The sequence below is a fragment of the Chitinibacter sp. FCG-7 genome, from assembly GCF_040047665.1.
In the GTDB taxonomy this organism is placed as follows: Bacteria; Pseudomonadota; Gammaproteobacteria; order Burkholderiales; family Chitinibacteraceae; genus Chitinibacter; species Chitinibacter mangrovi.
The window spans coordinates 1,802,133-1,819,219 of sequence record NZ_CP157355.1 but is presented as its reverse complement, the minus strand read 5'-3'; the positions used below and the strand labels follow the sequence as shown (position 1 = coordinate 1,819,219).

The 17,087-nt window shown below is 53.1% G+C and carries 10 protein-coding genes, 2 tRNA genes and 3 rRNA genes; 4 read left to right on the top strand and 11 right to left on the bottom strand.

The window, feature by feature from the left end; all coding sequences use genetic code 11:
- Window positions 1–44 precede the first annotated feature (44 nt).
- Entirely contained in the window at window positions 45–1,766 is a 1,722-nt protein-coding gene (locus ABHF33_RS08705) for a choice-of-anchor I family protein (protein ID WP_348943600.1), read from the bottom strand.
- A gap of 226 nt (window positions 1,767–1,992) precedes the next feature.
- Between ABHF33_RS08705 and mgtE the strand changes: the two genes are divergently transcribed.
- Window positions 1,993–3,429, top strand: coding sequence for a magnesium transporter (gene mgtE, locus ABHF33_RS08700; protein ID WP_348943599.1), 1,437 nt, complete (start codon window positions 1,993–1,995; stop codon window positions 3,427–3,429).
- A 431-nt stretch (window positions 3,430–3,860) separates the two neighbouring features.
- Here the strand turns inward: mgtE and rrf are convergent.
- The 5 genes from rrf to ABHF33_RS08675 all read right to left on the bottom strand — a co-directional run bounded on the left by rrf (window position 3,861) and on the right by ABHF33_RS08675 (window position 9,245).
- Window positions 3,861–3,974 (bottom strand): 5S ribosomal RNA (gene rrf / locus ABHF33_RS08695).
- A gap of 160 nt (window positions 3,975–4,134) precedes the next feature.
- Window positions 4,135–7,020: ribosomal RNA gene (locus ABHF33_RS08690) — 23S ribosomal RNA — on the bottom strand.
- 381 nt (window positions 7,021–7,401) lie between these two features.
- A tRNA-Ala gene (locus tag ABHF33_RS08685) sits at window positions 7,402–7,477 on the bottom strand.
- 38 nt (window positions 7,478–7,515) lie between these two features.
- A tRNA-Ile gene (locus ABHF33_RS08680) sits at window positions 7,516–7,592 on the bottom strand.
- 119 nt (window positions 7,593–7,711) lie between these two features.
- Window positions 7,712–9,245 (bottom strand): 16S ribosomal RNA (locus ABHF33_RS08675).
- Together the 16S, 23S and 5S rRNA genes with 2 tRNA genes alongside form the textbook arrangement of a ribosomal RNA operon.
- 293 nt (window positions 9,246–9,538) lie before the next feature.
- Between ABHF33_RS08675 and ABHF33_RS08670 the strand changes: the two genes are divergently transcribed.
- On the top strand, window positions 9,539–9,751 hold the full coding sequence (locus tag ABHF33_RS08670) for a hypothetical protein (protein WP_348943598.1): 213 nt from the start codon (window positions 9,539–9,541) through the stop codon (window positions 9,749–9,751).
- A gap of 22 nt (window positions 9,752–9,773) precedes the next feature.
- Here the strand turns inward: ABHF33_RS08670 and ABHF33_RS08665 are convergent, their stop codons facing one another.
- On the bottom strand, window positions 9,774–11,792 hold the full coding sequence (locus tag ABHF33_RS08665) for a UvrD-helicase domain-containing protein (protein ID WP_348943597.1): 2,019 nt from the start codon (window positions 11,790–11,792) through the stop codon (window positions 9,774–9,776).
- A gap of 134 nt (window positions 11,793–11,926) precedes the next feature.
- Here ABHF33_RS08665 and ABHF33_RS08660 point away from each other — a divergent pair, with 134 nt between their 5' ends.
- Window positions 11,927–12,841 (top strand): flagellar brake protein, encoded by a 915-nt coding sequence (locus tag ABHF33_RS08660; protein WP_348943596.1) that lies wholly within the window; start codon window positions 11,927–11,929, stop codon window positions 12,839–12,841.
- Between the two features lie 21 nt (window positions 12,842–12,862).
- Here ABHF33_RS08660 and nth read toward each other — a convergent pair whose 3' ends face one another.
- Entirely contained in the window at window positions 12,863–13,513 is a 651-nt protein-coding gene (gene nth / locus ABHF33_RS08655) for an endonuclease III (RefSeq protein WP_348943595.1), read from the bottom strand.
- 178 nt (window positions 13,514–13,691) lie between these two features.
- Between nth and ABHF33_RS08650 the strand changes: the two genes are divergently transcribed.
- Window positions 13,692–14,312 carry a lytic transglycosylase domain-containing protein gene (locus ABHF33_RS08650; RefSeq protein ID WP_348946620.1) on the top strand — a complete coding sequence of 207 codons (621 nt, stop codon included), beginning with the start codon at window positions 13,692–13,694 and terminating at the stop codon, window positions 14,310–14,312.
- Between the two features lie 123 nt (window positions 14,313–14,435).
- Here the strand turns inward: ABHF33_RS08650 and ABHF33_RS08645 are convergent, their stop codons facing one another.
- The 3 genes from ABHF33_RS08645 to ABHF33_RS08635 form a co-directional block, all read right to left on the bottom strand.
- Window positions 14,436–15,428, bottom strand: a complete 993-nt coding sequence (locus tag ABHF33_RS08645) for an HAAS signaling domain-containing protein (RefSeq protein ID WP_348943594.1) — start codon at window positions 15,426–15,428, stop codon at window positions 14,436–14,438.
- On the bottom strand, window positions 15,425–15,739 hold the full coding sequence (locus ABHF33_RS08640) for a PadR family transcriptional regulator (protein WP_348943593.1): 315 nt from the start codon (window positions 15,737–15,739) through the stop codon (window positions 15,425–15,427). Before ABHF33_RS08640 ends, ABHF33_RS08645 begins: the two co-directional genes overlap by 4 nt.
- A 180-nt stretch (window positions 15,740–15,919) precedes the next feature.
- Complete coding sequence (locus ABHF33_RS08635) at window positions 15,920–16,717, bottom strand: ferritin-like domain-containing protein (RefSeq protein ID WP_432803978.1); 798 nt, start codon at window positions 16,715–16,717, stop codon at window positions 15,920–15,922.
- Window positions 16,718–17,087 lie beyond the last annotated feature (370 nt).

Genomic DNA, 17,087 nt, shown 5'->3' with positions numbered 1-17,087 from the left:
ACAGGGCTCAGGCTACGGCATGACTTAGGACATTACTGAGGACGTTATTGGATGATGGAGAAAATCGCCGTTGTACCGCTGACTTCATTACCAACAATCAGCAAGGGCTCGCCAGTGGGCGAATCTTTTTCGGCAACAAAGGCCAGCCCTTCCGGCCCCAGATCACCTGCTGCGGCCAGCTCTTTGGCTTCAAAGTTGCGCGTGCTGGTGTAGCCGGCAAACGTCGGCGCGGCCGGATTGCTGATGTCGTACATCATAACGCCGCTTATGCGCTCCAGACCGATAAAGGCATAAGTGCGCTCGCCAATCTGGCCAACCGCCAAGCCTTCCGGCTCAGGGCCTTTATTGTCGCTGCGATCGTCAAACGCGGTTTTGCCGTGATTGGTGTTGAAAAACTTCGGCTCGATCTTGGCCAGTTGCTGCTCGAACTGATCACCCGAATCCCACACCAGCTTGCCGTTGGCATCGCGGATCGAGAATGAACGGCCGCCCTGAGCAAAGAGCTGGTCGTACACCAGCTTGCCTTCGGCGTTAAGCTTGGGCAAACCATCGTCACCCACCTGATAGCCCTGCGTCCAGCTCACGGTCAGCCGACCGAGCTGCTCATCATCAATACAATCACCTGCGCTTTGCACGCTTGCGCCGCAGTAAGCAAATACCGCCGGATTGAGCACCGCCCCTTTGGCCAGTTTGGCCAGTTGGGGTGGCAGCTCTTTCTGGCCGGCAAAACCATCCTTGTGCAGCAGATGTTTCACGCGGATTTCTTCAACAAAACCTTTCGCGGCATCGCCCGCCCAGTAGGCTTTGTCGTCCTCACCCCAGGCACGGGCATCGCCTTCGTTGGCCAGCACCAGGTAGGTATTGCCCGCAACGCTATAGCTGGCAATACTGTCCGGCTGATACATACCTTTTACGCCAGCCCAGCTGCGGATATTAATCTTCTTATCTTTGTCACTGACGTCCAGCCCATTACCTTCGACGCCATGATCTTTAAAGCCCAATGGCAGCACATCGCTCACCTTGGCCTGCTTGAGATCAACCTTGGCCAGGGCGTTATTCTCCTGCAGCGTCACCCACGCCGTTTTGCTGTCGGCAGAAATGGTGATGTATTCCGGCTCCAGATCCTGCGCCGCGCTGGCGTAGGGGCCGTAGATGCGCACACCCGCGTCACGCAGCTGTTTTTCGCGGCCATTGAAGGCGCGGAAATCCGCCGTGCGCACCGCTGGTTTTTTCAGATTCTGGATATTGATGATACTCACCGAGCCTTCAGGGTCGATCTGGTAATCGACGCTTGGCTCGCCTTCATTGGCCACCACGACGCTTTTGCCATCCGGGCTAAAGGTCAGCATATCCGGTTGCGCCCCAACGCCAACATGGCTGATCAGGCTTAAATCTGCCGCGCGATAAAACGCCACCTTGCCCGGATTGGTTTTTACCGGCGCTTCAATCGCAATCGCCACGATGCCGTTCTTCACCGCCACGCTATTGACCACCGCCTGCGGCAAGACCGCCGTAGCCGACAATTCGCCCAGCGCAACCGGCTGGTTCGGATCGCGCAAATCCAGCACATCAACCACGCCTTTTTGTGCATTCACGACAAAAGCACGCTTGGACGCCGGATCAAACGCCGGAATCTCGGCCGCGCTTTTCTCAAAGACCCCGGTGCTGTAACGCCCCAGCAAATTAAGCACCAGCGGCGCTGGCTCGGCAGCAAACAGCGGGTTCATGATCAAAGCGGTGCTACCTAGTGCCAGCCAGCGTTTCATTGCGCAATTCCTGTGTGTAAAACTCAATAAAGCCACGATGATAGGCGCTCAATATGACAGAAAAATGGCAAAGTCCAACCCAGCCGCCAATCAGTACCTGGGCGCGACATGACAAACTACCCAGGCCGCAATCACAAAGCTTTCACGCCCCCATGCTACACTGCAGCGCACCAATAGACCTGCGACGCCGCCCAAGCAAAATGGCGTCGCCAGCCGGATTTCGCCCATGACCGTGATTAGCCGCAAACCGCAAGAAAGCCTGCAAGAAAGCTTGCAACAAGTCATCCGCCTGCTCGAGCGCCACAAGCTGGTCGAGAATATGGTGCACAAGCAGGAAGGCCCGAAACACGATCTGGTCGAGCAGCTGGTTCACCGGCAAAACCTGACCGAATTGCAAATGAAGCTGGCCGCGCTACACCCAGCTGACATCGCGCATATTCTGGAAGCCCTCCCGCCAGCGGATCGCCTGACGATCTGGGGTTTGGTCGATGCTGAAGACGATGGCGAGATTCTGCTCGAAGTCTCCGACGCGGTGCGCGAATCGCTGCTGGCCGATATGGCACCGCACGAAATGGTCGCCGCCGCCGGGCAGCTCGATACCGACGAGCTGGCCGATCTGGTGCCCGATCTGCCGCAGGCAGTGCAAAGCGAAGTTCTTGGCACGCTGGACGCGGAAGATCGCGCCGAAGTGCAATCGGCGATGTCGTACACCGACGATCAGGTCGGCGCGCTGATGGATTTCGAGATGGTCACCATCCGCGCCGATGTGCGGCTGGAAGTGGTGTTGCGCTATTTGCGCCGTTTTGACGAGCTGCCGACGCATACGGATAAATTGTTTGTGGTCGATGATGAAGAAATCATCAAGGGGGTATTGCCCCTGAATAAACTGCTAGTAAGCGATCCAGAGCAATACGTAGGGGATGTAATGGCCGACGACGTCGTTATTTTCCAGCCCTTTGACGACGCGGGTGAAGCCGCGCAAGCGTTCGAGCGCTACGATCTGGTTTCTGCCCCAGTCGTCGATTCCAACCACAAAGTCATCGGCCGCATCACCGTCGATCAGATGGTCGACGTCATCCGCGAGGAATCCGAGGCCGAAGTATTGTCGCTGGCCGGTCTGAAAGATGAAGACCTGTTTTCCAGCGTCGGCAAGGCCGTCAAAAACCGCTGGCCGTGGCTGGCCATCAATATCTGCACGGCTTTTATCGCCAGCCGCGTCATCGGCGTGTTTGAAGACACCATCGCCCATCTGGTCGCGCTCGCCGCGCTGATGCCGATTGTCTCGGGCATCGGCGGCAATACCGGCACGCAAACAACCACGCTGATTATTCGCGGCCTAGCGCTCGGGCAAATCACCACCTCAAACACGCGCATGTTACTGCTCAAAGAGTTGGGCATAGCGCTCATTAACGGCGTGGTCTGGGGCGGCGTACTCGGCCTGATCGCATGGGCGCTGTACGGCAAGTGGGATCTGGGGCTGGTGATGACCGCCGCCATGCTGCTCAATATGATGGTCGCCGCACTCGTTGGCCTGTTTGTTCCGCTCACGATGCAAAAATTCGGCCGCGACCCCGCCTACGGCTCATCGGTGATGATCACCGCACTGACCGACAGCCTGGGATTCTTTATTTTCCTCGGGCTGGCCACGGTGTTTTTGATGTAAGCAAGAGGCTCTTTTTCACCTCCAGAGCAGGATCTTGATGACATTCGTCCCACTGCGCCGCTATATCAATTTGGCAGTTACAGTTCAAGTCATCTAGCGAGGCACCGATCCAAGCGAATATGTAATGCTCACTCTGGGAGGGAAAGTCTACTCATCACGCCCAGGAAAAAAAGCGTTGGGCGTTCATTGAATGAATTGCTTGATCTACTCACACCGGCAACACACGTTGCGTCTTTCGCAAGCTGGTGCGTGCAGCCGAGCGAGCAGACCACCATTGAGCCACTCAATGGTCAAATCAAGCAACGGAGGTATATGGCTGAAAATAAGGTTTAGAATGCCCTTCAGCCACATACCCACTCTATCCCCTACTGATCTCGCAGACAGCAAAAAGCCCAGCTCTTTCGAACTGGGCTTCTGGCTTTCTTAGGGTAGTCTGGCAATGACCTACTTTCACACGGGCAATCCGCACTATCATCGGCGCTGAGGCGTTTCACTGTCCTGTTCGGGATGGGAAGGAGTGGGACCACCTCGCTATGGTCACCAGACAAAACTGGGTGAGTCGCTGTTTTTTCAAACAACTACTCGAAATCAATAGAAGAAGTAATCTTTCATCAGTCGCATTCGCATGCTTCCGGTTCATCTCTTTATTCAACAATTCGCAATCGGGTCGATTGCACCTTCATCGCATAACGCGTCTCAGGTTATAGGATCAAGCCTCACGGGCAATTAGTATCGGTTAGCTTAACGCATTACTGCGCTTCCACACCCGACCTATCAACGTCCTGGTCTCGAACGATCCTTTAGAGGTCTTAAAGACCTAGGGAAGTCTCATCTTGAGGCTAGTTTCGCGCTTAGATGCTTTCAGCGCTTATCTATTCCCGACTTAGCTACCCGGCAATGCCACTGGCGTGACAACCGGTACACCAGAGGTCAGTCCACTCCGGTCCTCTCGTACTAGGAGCAGCCCCCCTCAAACTTCCAACGCCCACTGCAGATAGGGACCAAACTGTCTCACGACGTTTTGAACCCAGCTCACGTACCACTTTAAATGGCGAACAGCCATACCCTTGGGACCGGCTACAGCCCCAGGATGTGATGAGCCGACATCGAGGTGCCAAACTCCGCCGTCGATGTGAACTCTTGGGCGGAATCAGCCTGTTATCCCCGGAGTACCTTTTATCCGTTGAGCGATGGCCCTTCCATTCAGAACCACCGGATCACTATGTCCTGCTTTCGCACCTGCTCGACTTGTCGGTCTCGCAGTTAAGCCGCCTTTTGCCATTACACTATCAGTACGATGTCCGACCGTACCTAGGCGACCTTCGAGCTCCTCCGTTACAATTTGGGAGGAGACCGCCCCAGTCAAACTGCCTACCATGCACGGTCCCCGATCCGGATAACGGACCAAGGTTAGAACCTCAAAGGGGTCAGGGTGGTATTTCAAGGACGGCTCCACTGAAACTAGCGTTCCAGCTTCAAAGCCTCCCACCTATCCTACACAAACCACTTCAAAGTCCAATGCAAAGCTACAGTAAAGGTTCACGGGGTCTTTCCGTCTAGCAGCGGGGAGATTGCATCTTCACAAACACTTCAACTTCGCTGAGTCTCGGGAGGAGACAGTAGGGCCATCGTTACGCCATTCGTGCGGGTCGGAACTTACCCGACAAGGAATTTCGCTACCTTAGGACCGTTATAGTTACGGCCGCCGTTTACTGGGACTTCAATCAAGAGCTTGCACCCCATCATTTAATCTTCCAGCACCGGGCAGGCGTCACACCGTATACATCCACTTTCGTGTTAGCACAGTGCTGTGTTTTTGATAAACAGTCGCAGCCCTCATTTCTCTGCGGCCTCATTTAGCTCCGGTTGTACACCTTCACCTACTAGAGGCACACCTTCTCCCGAAGTTACGGTGTCAATTTGCCGAGTTCCTTCTCCCGAGTTCTCTCAAGCACCTTAGAATTCTCATCCTACCCACCTGTGTCGGTTTGCGGTACGGTTCGATATTAGCTGAAGCTTAGTGGCTTTTCTTGGAAGCAGGGTATCGCTCACTTCGTCTACAAGTAGACTCGTCATCATGCCTCAGCGTTAAAGCAGCCCGGATTTGCCTAAGCCACACGCCTACACACTTAAACCAACTCTTCCAACCGTTGGCTGAGGTAACCTTCTCCGTCCCCACATCGCACTAATACCAAGTACAGGAATATTAACCTGTTTCCCATCGACTACGCATTTCTGCCTCGCCTTAGGGGCCGACTCACCCTGCGCCGATGAACGTTGCGCAGGAAACCTGGGGTTTTCGGTGAGGGGGCTTTTCACCCCTTTATCGCTACTCATGTCAGCATTCGCACTTCTGATACCTCCAGCATCCTTCTCAAGACACCTTCACAGGCTTACAGAACGCTCCTCTACCATATGTACATCGTACATATCCGCGTCTTCGGTTATCAATTTGAGCCCCGTTACATCTTCCGCGCAGGACGACTCGACCAGTGAGCTATTACGCTTTCTTTAAATGATGGCTGCTTCTAAGCCAACATCCTGGCTGTCTATGCCTTCCCACCTCGTTTTCCACTTAATTGATCATTTGGGACCTTAGACGGCGGTCTGGGTTGTTTCCCTCTTGTCCCAGGACGTTAGCACCCCAGGACTGTCTCCCATGCTCGCACTTGACGGTATTCAGAGTTTGCCATGGTTTGGTAAGTCGCGATGACCCCCTAGCCATAACAGTGCTTTACCCCCGTCAGTGATACATGAGGCACTACCTAAATAGTTTTCGAGGAGAACCAGCTATTTCCAAGTTTGTTTAGCCTTTCACCCCTAGCCACAGCTCATCCCCTGACTTTGCAACGTCAGTGGGTTCGGACCTCCAGTGCGTGTTACCGCACCTTCATCCTGGCCATGGCTAGATCACTTGGTTTCGGGTCTACGCCCAGCAACTGTGCGCCCTATTCGGACTCGGTTTCCCTACGCCTCCCCTATTTGGTTAAGCTTGCTACTGAACGTAAGTCGCTGACCCATTATACAAAAGGTACGCAGTCACAGAACAAGTCTGCTCCCACTGTTTGTATGCATCCGGTTTCAGGTTCTATTTCACTCCCCTCCCGGGGTTCTTTTCGCCTTTCCCTCACGGTACTGGTTCACTATCGGTCGATGATGAGTATTTAGCCTTGGAGGATGGTCCCCCCATCTTCAAACAGGATTTCTCGTGTCCCGCCCTACTTCTCGTACGCTTAGTACCACAATTGTGTTTTCATATACGGGGCTATCACCCACTATGGCGGCACTTTCCATTGCCTTCTATTAACACGACTGCTATCACGTACAGGCTCTTCCCATTTCGCTCGCCACTACTTTGGGAATCTCGGTTGATTTCTTTTCCTGCGGTTACTTAGATGTTTCAGTTCACCGCGTTCGCTTCACATGACCTATGTATTCAGTCAAGGATGACCCAAAAGGGCCGGGTTTCCCCATTCGGAAATCGTGGGATCAAAGCACTTTGCCAGCTCCCCCACGCTTATCGCAGGCTATCACGTCCTTCGTCGCCTATCATCGCCAAGGCATCCACCAGATGCACTTATTCGCTTGATCCTATAACCTCAAACACGTTTTACCGTGATCTCGGTTTAGAGTATCGGTATTTACGACTTGTTGAATAGTTTCTCAGGCTATTCAACGGCTAGTCTTTCGACTAGCAGATACAATCAACCCAATTTCATACTGTAAGGAGTGAGGCGTAAGGCGTGAGGCGTAAACCTCAAACCCAACTTCACTCCTACATTGTTTAATTAGGAGATATTACTTCTTCTATTTTGTTAAAGAACGATACAGCCAATTAAATCGCCGCTGATTTAAGAAATCAGAATTCAAACAACTAACGGTGTTAATTGCTTCAATTGTGATATCTCGTTTAAGCTAGTTTGGAACAGGTTTTACACCTTACTCTTCACGCCTAACACCTCACAGTTTGATTGGTGGAGGATGACGGGATCGAACCGACGACCCCCTGCTTGCAAAGCAGGTGCTCTCCCAACTGAGCTAATCCCCCAATCTGGCATTACTAAGCTGTTTCCACTGATGAATCAATGGTGGGTCAAGCTGGAATCGAACCAGCGACCCCCGCCTTATCAAGACGGTGCTCTAACCGACTGAGCTACTGACCCAGCTTCCAACCAAGTCCGTAACCCAACAATGAATTGCTTCATTGCTCAGCTACTTTCTCTGTATCTTCAAAATCTACAGCCGATGAGTGTGAGTACTTGACCCGCAGGTCTTTCTCTTGAAAGGAGGTGATCCAGCCGCAGGTTCCCCTACGGCTACCTTGTTACGACTTCACCCCAGTCATGAATCCCACCGTGGTAAGCGGCCTCCTTGCGGTTAGCCTACCTACTTCTGGTGAAACCCACTCCCATGGTGTGACGGGCGGTGTGTACAAGGCCCGGGAACGTATTCACCGCGACATGCTGATCCGCGATTACTAGCGATTCCGACTTCATGCACTCGAGTTGCAGAGTGCAATCCGGACTACGATCGGTTTTGTGAGATTGGCACCCCCTCGCGGGTTAGCGACCCTCTGTACCGACCATTGTATGACGTGTGAAGCCCTGGTCATAAGGGCCATGAGGACTTGACGTCATCCCCACCTTCCTCCGGTTTGTCACCGGCAGTCCCACTAAAGTGCTCAACTGAATGGTAGCAACTAGTGGCAAGGGTTGCGCTCGTTGCGGGACTTAACCCAACATCTCACGACACGAGCTGACGACAGCCATGCAGCACCTGTGTTACGGTTCCCGAAGGCACTCCTCGATCTCTCAAGGATTCCGTACATGTCAAGACCAGGTAAGGTTTTTCGCGTTGCATCGAATTAATCCACATCATCCACCGCTTGTGCGGGCCCCCGTCAATTCCTTTGAGTTTTAGTCTTGCGACCGTACTCCCCAGGCGGTCAACTTCACGCGTTAGCTGCGTTACTAAGCTCCGAAAAGCCCAACAACTAGTTGACATCGTTTAGGGCGTGGACTACCAGGGTATCTAATCCTGTTTGCTCCCCACGCTTTCGTGCATGAGTGTCAGTATCAGCCCAGGGGGTTGCCTTCGCCATCGGTGTTCCTCCACATCTCTACGCATTTCACTGCTACACGTGGAATTCCACCCCCCTCTGCCGTACTCTAGTTAGCCAGTTCACAATGCAATTCCCAAGTTGAGCTCGGGGATTTCACATCGTGCTTAACAAACCACCTGCGCACGCTTTACGCCCAGTAATTCCGATTAACGCTTGGACCCTACGTATTACCGCGGCTGCTGGCACGTAGTTAGCCGGTCCTTATTCTTCAGGTACTCTCATCCCCGGTGGGTATTAGCCACAAGGATTTGCTCCCTGACAAAAGCGCTTTACAACCCGAAGGCCTTCTTCACGCACGCGGCATTGCTGGATCAGGCTTGCGCCCATTGTCCAAGATTCCCCACTGCTGCCTCCCGTAGGAGTCTGGACCGTGTCTCAGTTCCAGTGTGGCGGATCGTCCTCTAAGACCCGCTACTGATCGTCGCCTTGGTGAGCCTTTACCTCACCAACTAGCTAATCAGCCATCGGCCGCTCCAATAACAAGAGGTCTTGCGATCCCCCTCTTTCCCCCGTAGGGCGTATGCGGTATTAGCTATCCTTTCGGATAGTTATCCCCCATTACTGGGTACGTTCCGATGTATTACTCACCCGTTCGCCACTCGCCACCAGACCGAAGTCCGTGCTGCCGTTCGACTTGCATGTGTAAAGCATGCCGCCAGCGTTCAATCTGAGCCAGGATCAAACTCTTTCGTTTAATCTCTAAGCTAAATGTACTACTTGGCTTGTACTTCAATACTCAAAGAAACTGCGAGATAAATTCCGAAGAATTTGTCTTTCAATTTTCTTTTCAATTGAGTGCAAGCACTTGATTTGACTTACGAATCAAGCACTCACACTCATCGGCTGTAATTTGTTAAAGATCGGGCTGAACAACCAGAGAAACGACTACTTCGTTTCGCTGCGTCATCAGCAGAGAGGCCGAACTATACCCACGCCCCTAGAAGTCGTCAACACCTATCGGCGAAGAAAATCCAACAAAGGTGCTAAGTGATTGATCGGAAAGGAAACGAAAATCGAATTATTTTGGCAAAAAGCGCAGAAAGACAAACAACAGCACCAGCGAAACGCTCAGCAAAACGCGGAAAAACCAGCAAAAATTGCGCGCAGTGGGCAGAAACAACGAAACAGAACACTCAAACCGAGCAAAACCAGATTCGAAAAGCACTCAGCCCGCTGGCGCGGGCTGAGTTTTCTGAATAAATAGGGGTAAAACGGTACTTGATTAGCGCTTGGCCGAAGGAATCAGTGCGTTCAAGCTACCCATTAACATTGCAGCGCGGCTGGCGTGTTCTTTTTTAATTTCGGCGGTTGGTGCGTATTTTTCAGATAGGCGACCGCTAAAGTGCACATCGCCGACTGACATTTCATCCAGAAAGCGGCTCGGGCGAGTAATTTGCCATTCACCGGAGCGACGGCGCTTGCTGCAATAGGTAATCGTCAGGCTACGTTGCGCGCGGGTGATGCCCACGTACATCAGGCGGCGCTCTTCTTCGACCATGCCTGATTCGATCGAGTTTTGGTGCGGCAAGATATCTTCTTCGCAACCAATTAAGAATACGTGTGGGTACTCTAGGCCTTTGCTGGCGTGCAACGTCGACAGCCGCACCGCATCGACTTCTTCTTCGTCGCGTCCTTCGAGCATCGTGATAATCGCGATCGTCTGCACGATCTCGATCAGACTCTTGCCATCTTCTTCGCCTTTCTTATTTATCCAGCCAGCCAGATCAAGAATACTCTTCCATTTATTCTCGGCCGGTTTTTGCTCTTCGGTCTCGTACAGCCAGGCTTCGTAATCAATCGCACCCAATAGCTCTTGCAAGAGTTGCCCTGCCGGTTCGCGCTCGGCGCGCGCTTGCAGTTTGCCAATGAACAGACAGAAGGTGTGCAGCATGTCATTTTGCGCAGCTTGAATCTGGTGAATAAACCCCTCCTCGTATACCGCTGCAAACAAGGAAATCTGCCGGCTAGCAGCATATGCCCCTAGTTTTTCTAATGTCACATTGCCGATGCCGCGTTTGGGCGTGGTAACGGCGCGGATAAATGCCGGATCGTCATTCTCATTCGCGATCAAACGCAGGTAAGCCAGGATGTCTTTAATCTCGGCGCGATCAAAAAAGCTCTCGCCCGCGGCCATTACATAGGGAATCTTGTCATTGCGTAGCTGCGCCTCAACGATGCGCGCCTGAAAGTTGCCGCGATACAAAATCGCGTAATCTTTATACGAAGTACGATTAAGCAGCATATGCTGGCGCAAACGATCGGCCACGCATTTGGCTTCGTCTTCGTCGCTCTTGGTTTCCACCACCTTGATCAGATCACCCTCGCCCAGCTCGGACCACAGTTTTTTCTCGAATAATTTGGGGTTATGGCCAATCACCGCGTTGGCGCAGCGCAAGATGCGCGCCACCGAGCGGTAGTTTTGCTCGAGCTTAATCACTTCGAGTTTTGGAAAATCCGTTTTCAGCAGATTCAGATTTTCAACGTTAGCACCGCGCCAGGCATAAATACTCTGGTCGTCGTCGCCCACGGCGGTGAAATAGCCGGTGATGTCGGTGAGCAACTTTACTAGTTGATACTGTGTGGTGTTGGTGTCTTGGTATTCGTCGATCAGTAGATAGCGCAGCTTATTGCGCCATTTCTTTAATACTTCTTCATTGTCTTCAAACAAATCGACCGGCAAACGAATCAGATCGTCAAAATCCACCGCCTGATACGCAAATAGCGTGTCTTGGTAGGCGCGGTAAATTTTGGCCAATTGCAATTCGCCCTCGGAGGTAGCCATCGCCATTGCCTTATCCGGCGAGATGCGGTCATTTTTCAGCATTGAAATATGGCTGGCCGTTTGGCGTATCAGCGCCTTGTCGGTGGTGACCAACTGATCGGCAATGATTTTATTGGCATCGGCCGAATCCAGAATCGAAAACTTGGGCTTGTAGCCCAAGTGTGGCGCTTCTTCGCGCAGGATTTTCATGCCCAGACTGTGAAAGGTCGACACAGTGAGCCCACGCAGACGCTCGGGCGGCAGCAAGGTGGCCACCCGCTCTTGCATCTCGCGCGCGGCTTTATTGGTAAAGGTAATCGCCGCGATATTGCGCGCATCCATGCCGGCTGTTTCGATCAGGTAGGCAATCTTTTGCGTAATCACGCGCGTTTTGCCCGAACCCGCGCCAGCCAGCACTAGACAGGGGCCGGATAAATACTGCACAGCAGCGCGTTGGGGGGCATTGAGTAGATGCAACATCTGGGCACAACTTTGTATCAGGCGAAGCCGGAAATGTTAACACGTCGGCAAACTGCAACGCAGGTCGGCTGATACTTGGCGCGTAGTAAGAATTGGATTACAACCACTATATCCTTTTGAGCGATCTGTACAACATGACCAACTCCGCCCTTCAGCCCGTGCGCAAGCAGGATTTGCAAATCGGCGTGCCTTTAAGCTATCCGATTTACGATGGGCAGCACCAACTCTTGCTCAGGGAAGGGCAAATTATCCAGAACGAGAAGCAGCTGGCCCAGATTTGTGAGCAAGGCCTGTTTCGCAACCCGCTGTGGCAGGCGGCCACACGCAAACCGCGCCCTGCGCCCAGCCTGAACCCCAGCAGCATCATTCCGCAGGACGTGATTGAAGCGCCAGCCAAACCTGTGCGCAGCGCCCGGCACCTGGCTCAGGTGAAGCTGCAGCCGAACGCAACGCTGCATGTGCAATCGCTGGGCGATCCGCTCAAACCCAAAGCCTCGGTCAAACTGATAGGCTGGCTGGAAAAAAGCGGCGTACTGATCAGCACGCTCAACGCCCAAGGCGCGATTTTGCCGTTTCGCGAAGGCGAATCACTCAAGGTCAAAGCCATCGCTGGCAAAGATGTGGTGAGCTTTCAGGGACTGGTGGAAAAAGTCTGCTTTACGCCGTTCCCCTATCTGCATTTAAGCTGGCCGGACAAGCTGGAAATCCACCAGTTACGCAACAGTTTTCGGGTCAATAGCAATCTGATCGTCAGCATCAGCGCCGAGGGCTTAAAGCAGACGCCAGCCAAAATCACCAATCTGTCGGCCACCGGCGCCATGCTGGAAGGCGCCAAATTAAAGCTGGAAGCCGAGCAACAGCTCAATATCGCCATGCGCCTGCCCGCCGCAGGCGAAGATCACACCATGATCATCAGCGGCAAAGTACGCAACTGCCATATCGACCCGCCCGCGATCACGGCTCAATACGGCGTTGAGTTTGATCCATTGGAGCCAAGCGCAAGGCTGGTGATCGAGCACTATATTTTCAACTGCCTGCTCGAAGAATAAAGCAGCCAGCGCTGATTCTCGCTATCGCCCCGGCGGCGGCGTGAGCGTTTTGCTGCGGTAATCACACACATCGTTGACCACACAGCGCCAGCATTCCGGTTTGCGCGCCTTGCACACATAGCGGCCATGCAGAATCAGCCAATGATGCGCATTGAGCATAAATTCCTTTGGCGTGACTTTCAGTAGCTTATCTTCGACTTCGCGAACATCCTTGCCTGGTGCCAGCCCAGTGCGATTACCCAGACGGAAAATATGCGTATCGACGGCAATCGTTGGCACGCCGAACGCGGTATTGAGCACCACATTCGCCGTTTTTCGCCCCACGCCGGGCAGCGCCTCCAGGCTCTCGCGATCGCGCGGCACCTCGCCGCCGTGTTGCTCGATCAGGATGCGGCAGGTTTCGAGCAAATGCTTGGCCTTGCTGCGATACAAACCGATGGTATTGATATAGGACTCAAGCCCTTCCTGCCCTAGCGCCAGAATCCCCTGGGGGGTATTGGCGACCGGAAATAAAATCTTCGTCGCCTTATTCACGCCGACATCGGTCGCCTGCGCCGACAGCAACACCGCCGTGAGCAATTCAAACGGCGTCGTGTAGTTCAACTCGGTGGTTGGATTCGGGTCCAGCTCGGCCAGCCGGGCATAAAAGGTATGGCGGGTTTGTTTATTCATGGTGCAAATCAAAGGGAGCGCAGCGGCGAATATGGCAGCAATCGAGCGCCCGATCAAGCGCCAGCCTGCCCAAGCGGCGCCGCTGGCGCGGATAAAGCGACGATTCATCACCGCAAACATTGACCCTACTCCGTTCTGCGGCGAAAATTACAGCTCGATCTCCGGCAAGTATTTCAATATGTTGAAGTTTTTACTCCCTCCGCTGCTGATGCTAGCCCTGCTAGGCCAGGCCGCACATGCGGGCGCACAGCGCGAAGAATATTTATCCGACTCGGTCGCCAGTAGCCTGCGCCGCAGCATTGCCGACCGCATCGAGCCACGGCTGATGTTTGCCAATAAAGCGGAAGGCGAAGCGTGGCTGAATGAAATGTCCGAGCGTCTCAAATCGCGTATTCCCGACGAGTTCGTGCGGCGCAAATTGCTCACCGCCATCCACTACGAAGCTACCCGCGCCGGGCTCGACCCGCAAATGGTTCTCGGGCTCATTCACATCGAAAGCCGCTTTAACCGCTACGCGATCAGCCCGGTGGGCGCGCGCGGTCTGATGCAGGTGATGCCGTTCTGGCAGCGCGCCATAGGCACGCCGGAGCAAAGCCTGTTTGATATGCACACCAATCTGCGCTACGGCTGCTCGATCTTGCGTCACTATCTGAATATCGAAAATGGCGACCTCTTCCGCGCCCTCGGCCGCTACAACGGCAGCCTGGGCAAAGCAGAATACCCAAATCTGGTTTACAACGCCTGGAAAGGCCATTACGACTGGAATGACGGCGTCGGCGAGAAAGTCGCGCAGAAATAAACACCTAGGGTATATCGCTGTAGACCAATATGAGATTTAGCCAGATGGCAATACCCTAATAGATTGCCCCAATAAAAAAACCGACCACGCAGGTCGGTTTTTGTTTTTTTGTGCGGTTTAATTTTAAGACTGGCGGACTTCAGTTCTCATCGAGCCATCGCGGAAGATGGCAGCCCAAGCGCTATAAGGCAGTAAAAATAAAATCGCAGTCCCCCAACTCACCAGCGTCACTCGATAGAATTCTGCCTCCCAAATTTCAGCTGGCAACTTAACGTTTGTAATGGCTTCAGCCATTTTTATAAACATCCAACCCAACACCACTAAGGCAATCACAATCAAAAATAACCAGAAAAAAATGGCTAGTATTTGACGCCAGTAGCGCAACACAGCCTTAACGCTAAGCTGGATTGCACGCCAAATCGACTGATTCTGAAGCACAATCAGCACTGAAGTAAACCAAAGTAAAGTACCTACGGTGCCCATCCAAATAATGCCAAACCATGCCTCGGCAGCATTTGGCACCTCAACCAAGGTCATAGCAATTGGCCGACCCGCAATCAGATCGCTGATTGCATCATGCAAAAAGCCAGACACCGCCAATAACGTTGCCAAACCCAAAAAGCGAAGCACTACCCTGCTAAATTGCTGATCGTCTGCGCCAAAGTCAATCTTGCGCTTTGTTTCAAAACGCCAAGCCGTAGCATAAATCAAGGCAGCAATAATCTGGCCAACAAAAGGTGAAAGTATCGCAGAATAGGTCGTTTTTCCAATCAGTAGCTGGAATCCACCTGCAATTACTCCTAAACCCATAAATAGTACAGGCGCCAGTTTAAATACTCGCCAAGAATGCAAAATCCAGCTTAAGCCTGATTTCTCATCAGTTTCAAAACCTTGAAACGATTCTTCGGTCAAAGCTGGCACCGCACTTTGCGCCAAAATTTCTTCCGCCAATGTCAATGGTGAACCCAATGCAGCGCAAAACTCAGCCTCGCTGCGCCCGTTTGCAATTGCTTCGGCAAAGTAGCCCTGATAATCAGCCACAATATCCCGCACTTCGGCGGCAGGTAATAGGCGCAATGCGCGTTCAAGTTGTGCAATAAATTCTTGTTGATTCATTTTCCCTGCCCCATGACTTGTTCAACATCGGCGATAAACTCCTGCCATTCCCCTTGCATTTGTTGCAGCGCAAACCGACCTAATTCGGTCAGTTGATAATATTTGCGCGCTGGCCCGCTGCTCGATTGGCTGGGATAAGTGCTTACCCATTGCTCAGCTTCTAGGCGGCGCATCAGTGGGTAAATCGTGCCTTCGCTCATGTCCATCGTGTTCGATAAGGTGCTAACGATCTCATACGCATAGCTATCGCCGCGCGCGAGCACCGCCAACACACACATTTCCAGCACGCCTTTTTTTAGCTGGGTTTTCATCCCGCCTCCCTTTGTGTGAAATCAGCACCACGCTCCTGCAGGGTGTGGCCAATGGCGATGCATATGACTCCTTATCCACTACCATGTATTAAACGGTAGTAGTGTTTACATCATATTGCACGGTATCGTTTAATACAAGGTAGCGAGGAAAAATAATGACAATGGCGGCAGATCACTTTATTACGCTTTCAACGATTCAATCAGCGCCATTTCTTCTGTGGTGAAACCCGCTTCCAGCCGGGCGAGGTGGTTGAGCGTGCCGCGAAAGACTGGCGCGTCGTAGTCGCGCAGGAGCGCGACAAAAGTGGCGATCGGCTCGCAGCCGCGTTGTTCGCAACACCAGTAATACCAGTGATTGCCGATGCGGACATGGCCGATTTCGTCGCGCAGGATAATGTCCAGAATCTCGCAGGCGCGGGTGTCTTTGACTACGGCGAGCTTTTCGCGGATTGGCGGTACGGCATCAAGCCCGCGCGCTTCCAGTATCCGTGGCACCAAGGCCATGCGGGCCATCACGTCGGCATCGGTGCGCACGGCCATTTCCCATAAGCTGTTGTGCGCGTCGAAATCGCCATAGTCAAATCCCAGGCTATTCAAATGCTCGCGCAGCAAACTGAAGTGATACGCTTCTTCTCTGGCGATTTGCAGCCAGTCGGCATAATACTGCACAGGCATGTCGCGAAAGCGGTAAATGGCATCGAGCGCCAGATTGATCGCGTTAAATTCGATATGCGCAAAGGCGTGCAGCAAGGCGGCGCGGTTTTCGGCCTGCGCCAGATTGCGGCGGCGCGGCAGGCTGGCAGGCGGTACCAGCGCCGGTTTGGCTGGCCTACCGGGCGTGATGACCGGCATCACAGCCGGCGCATCGGCTACGGCATCAGATTGGGCGAGGTCGATCTGGGCCAGCAGGGCCATTTTCTCGGCGGGGTTTTCCGCCATCAGGGCGGCAAAAGCGGCAGCAAACACGGTATTTCTCAACATGGACGTGGGCGAAGTATTCATCGCCACACGCCAACTGGCAAGCCTAAATCTCGGACGTAATGCACGCGCTGTAACTGCCCAGATACCGACAAGGGTATATCGCCATAAGGTAATCCCATTAATGGTTTTGTAGCTATACCCCATGCACACTGACTGAGACCTTTTGCTTTACGGTCATCAGGAGCATGCCACAAGATCAACCCACCATTACCACCTTGATTTTATTCAGCTTTTTCCTGCATTTGGTCAAACAAGTCAATATATTGCATTGCACAAAAAATGGCGAAAGACTAGCATCTAAACAGACTTCGCATCGCAGCCAGTGCATTGAATGCACAGCCCGCGTCGACCCGCCTGCGATGCTTCC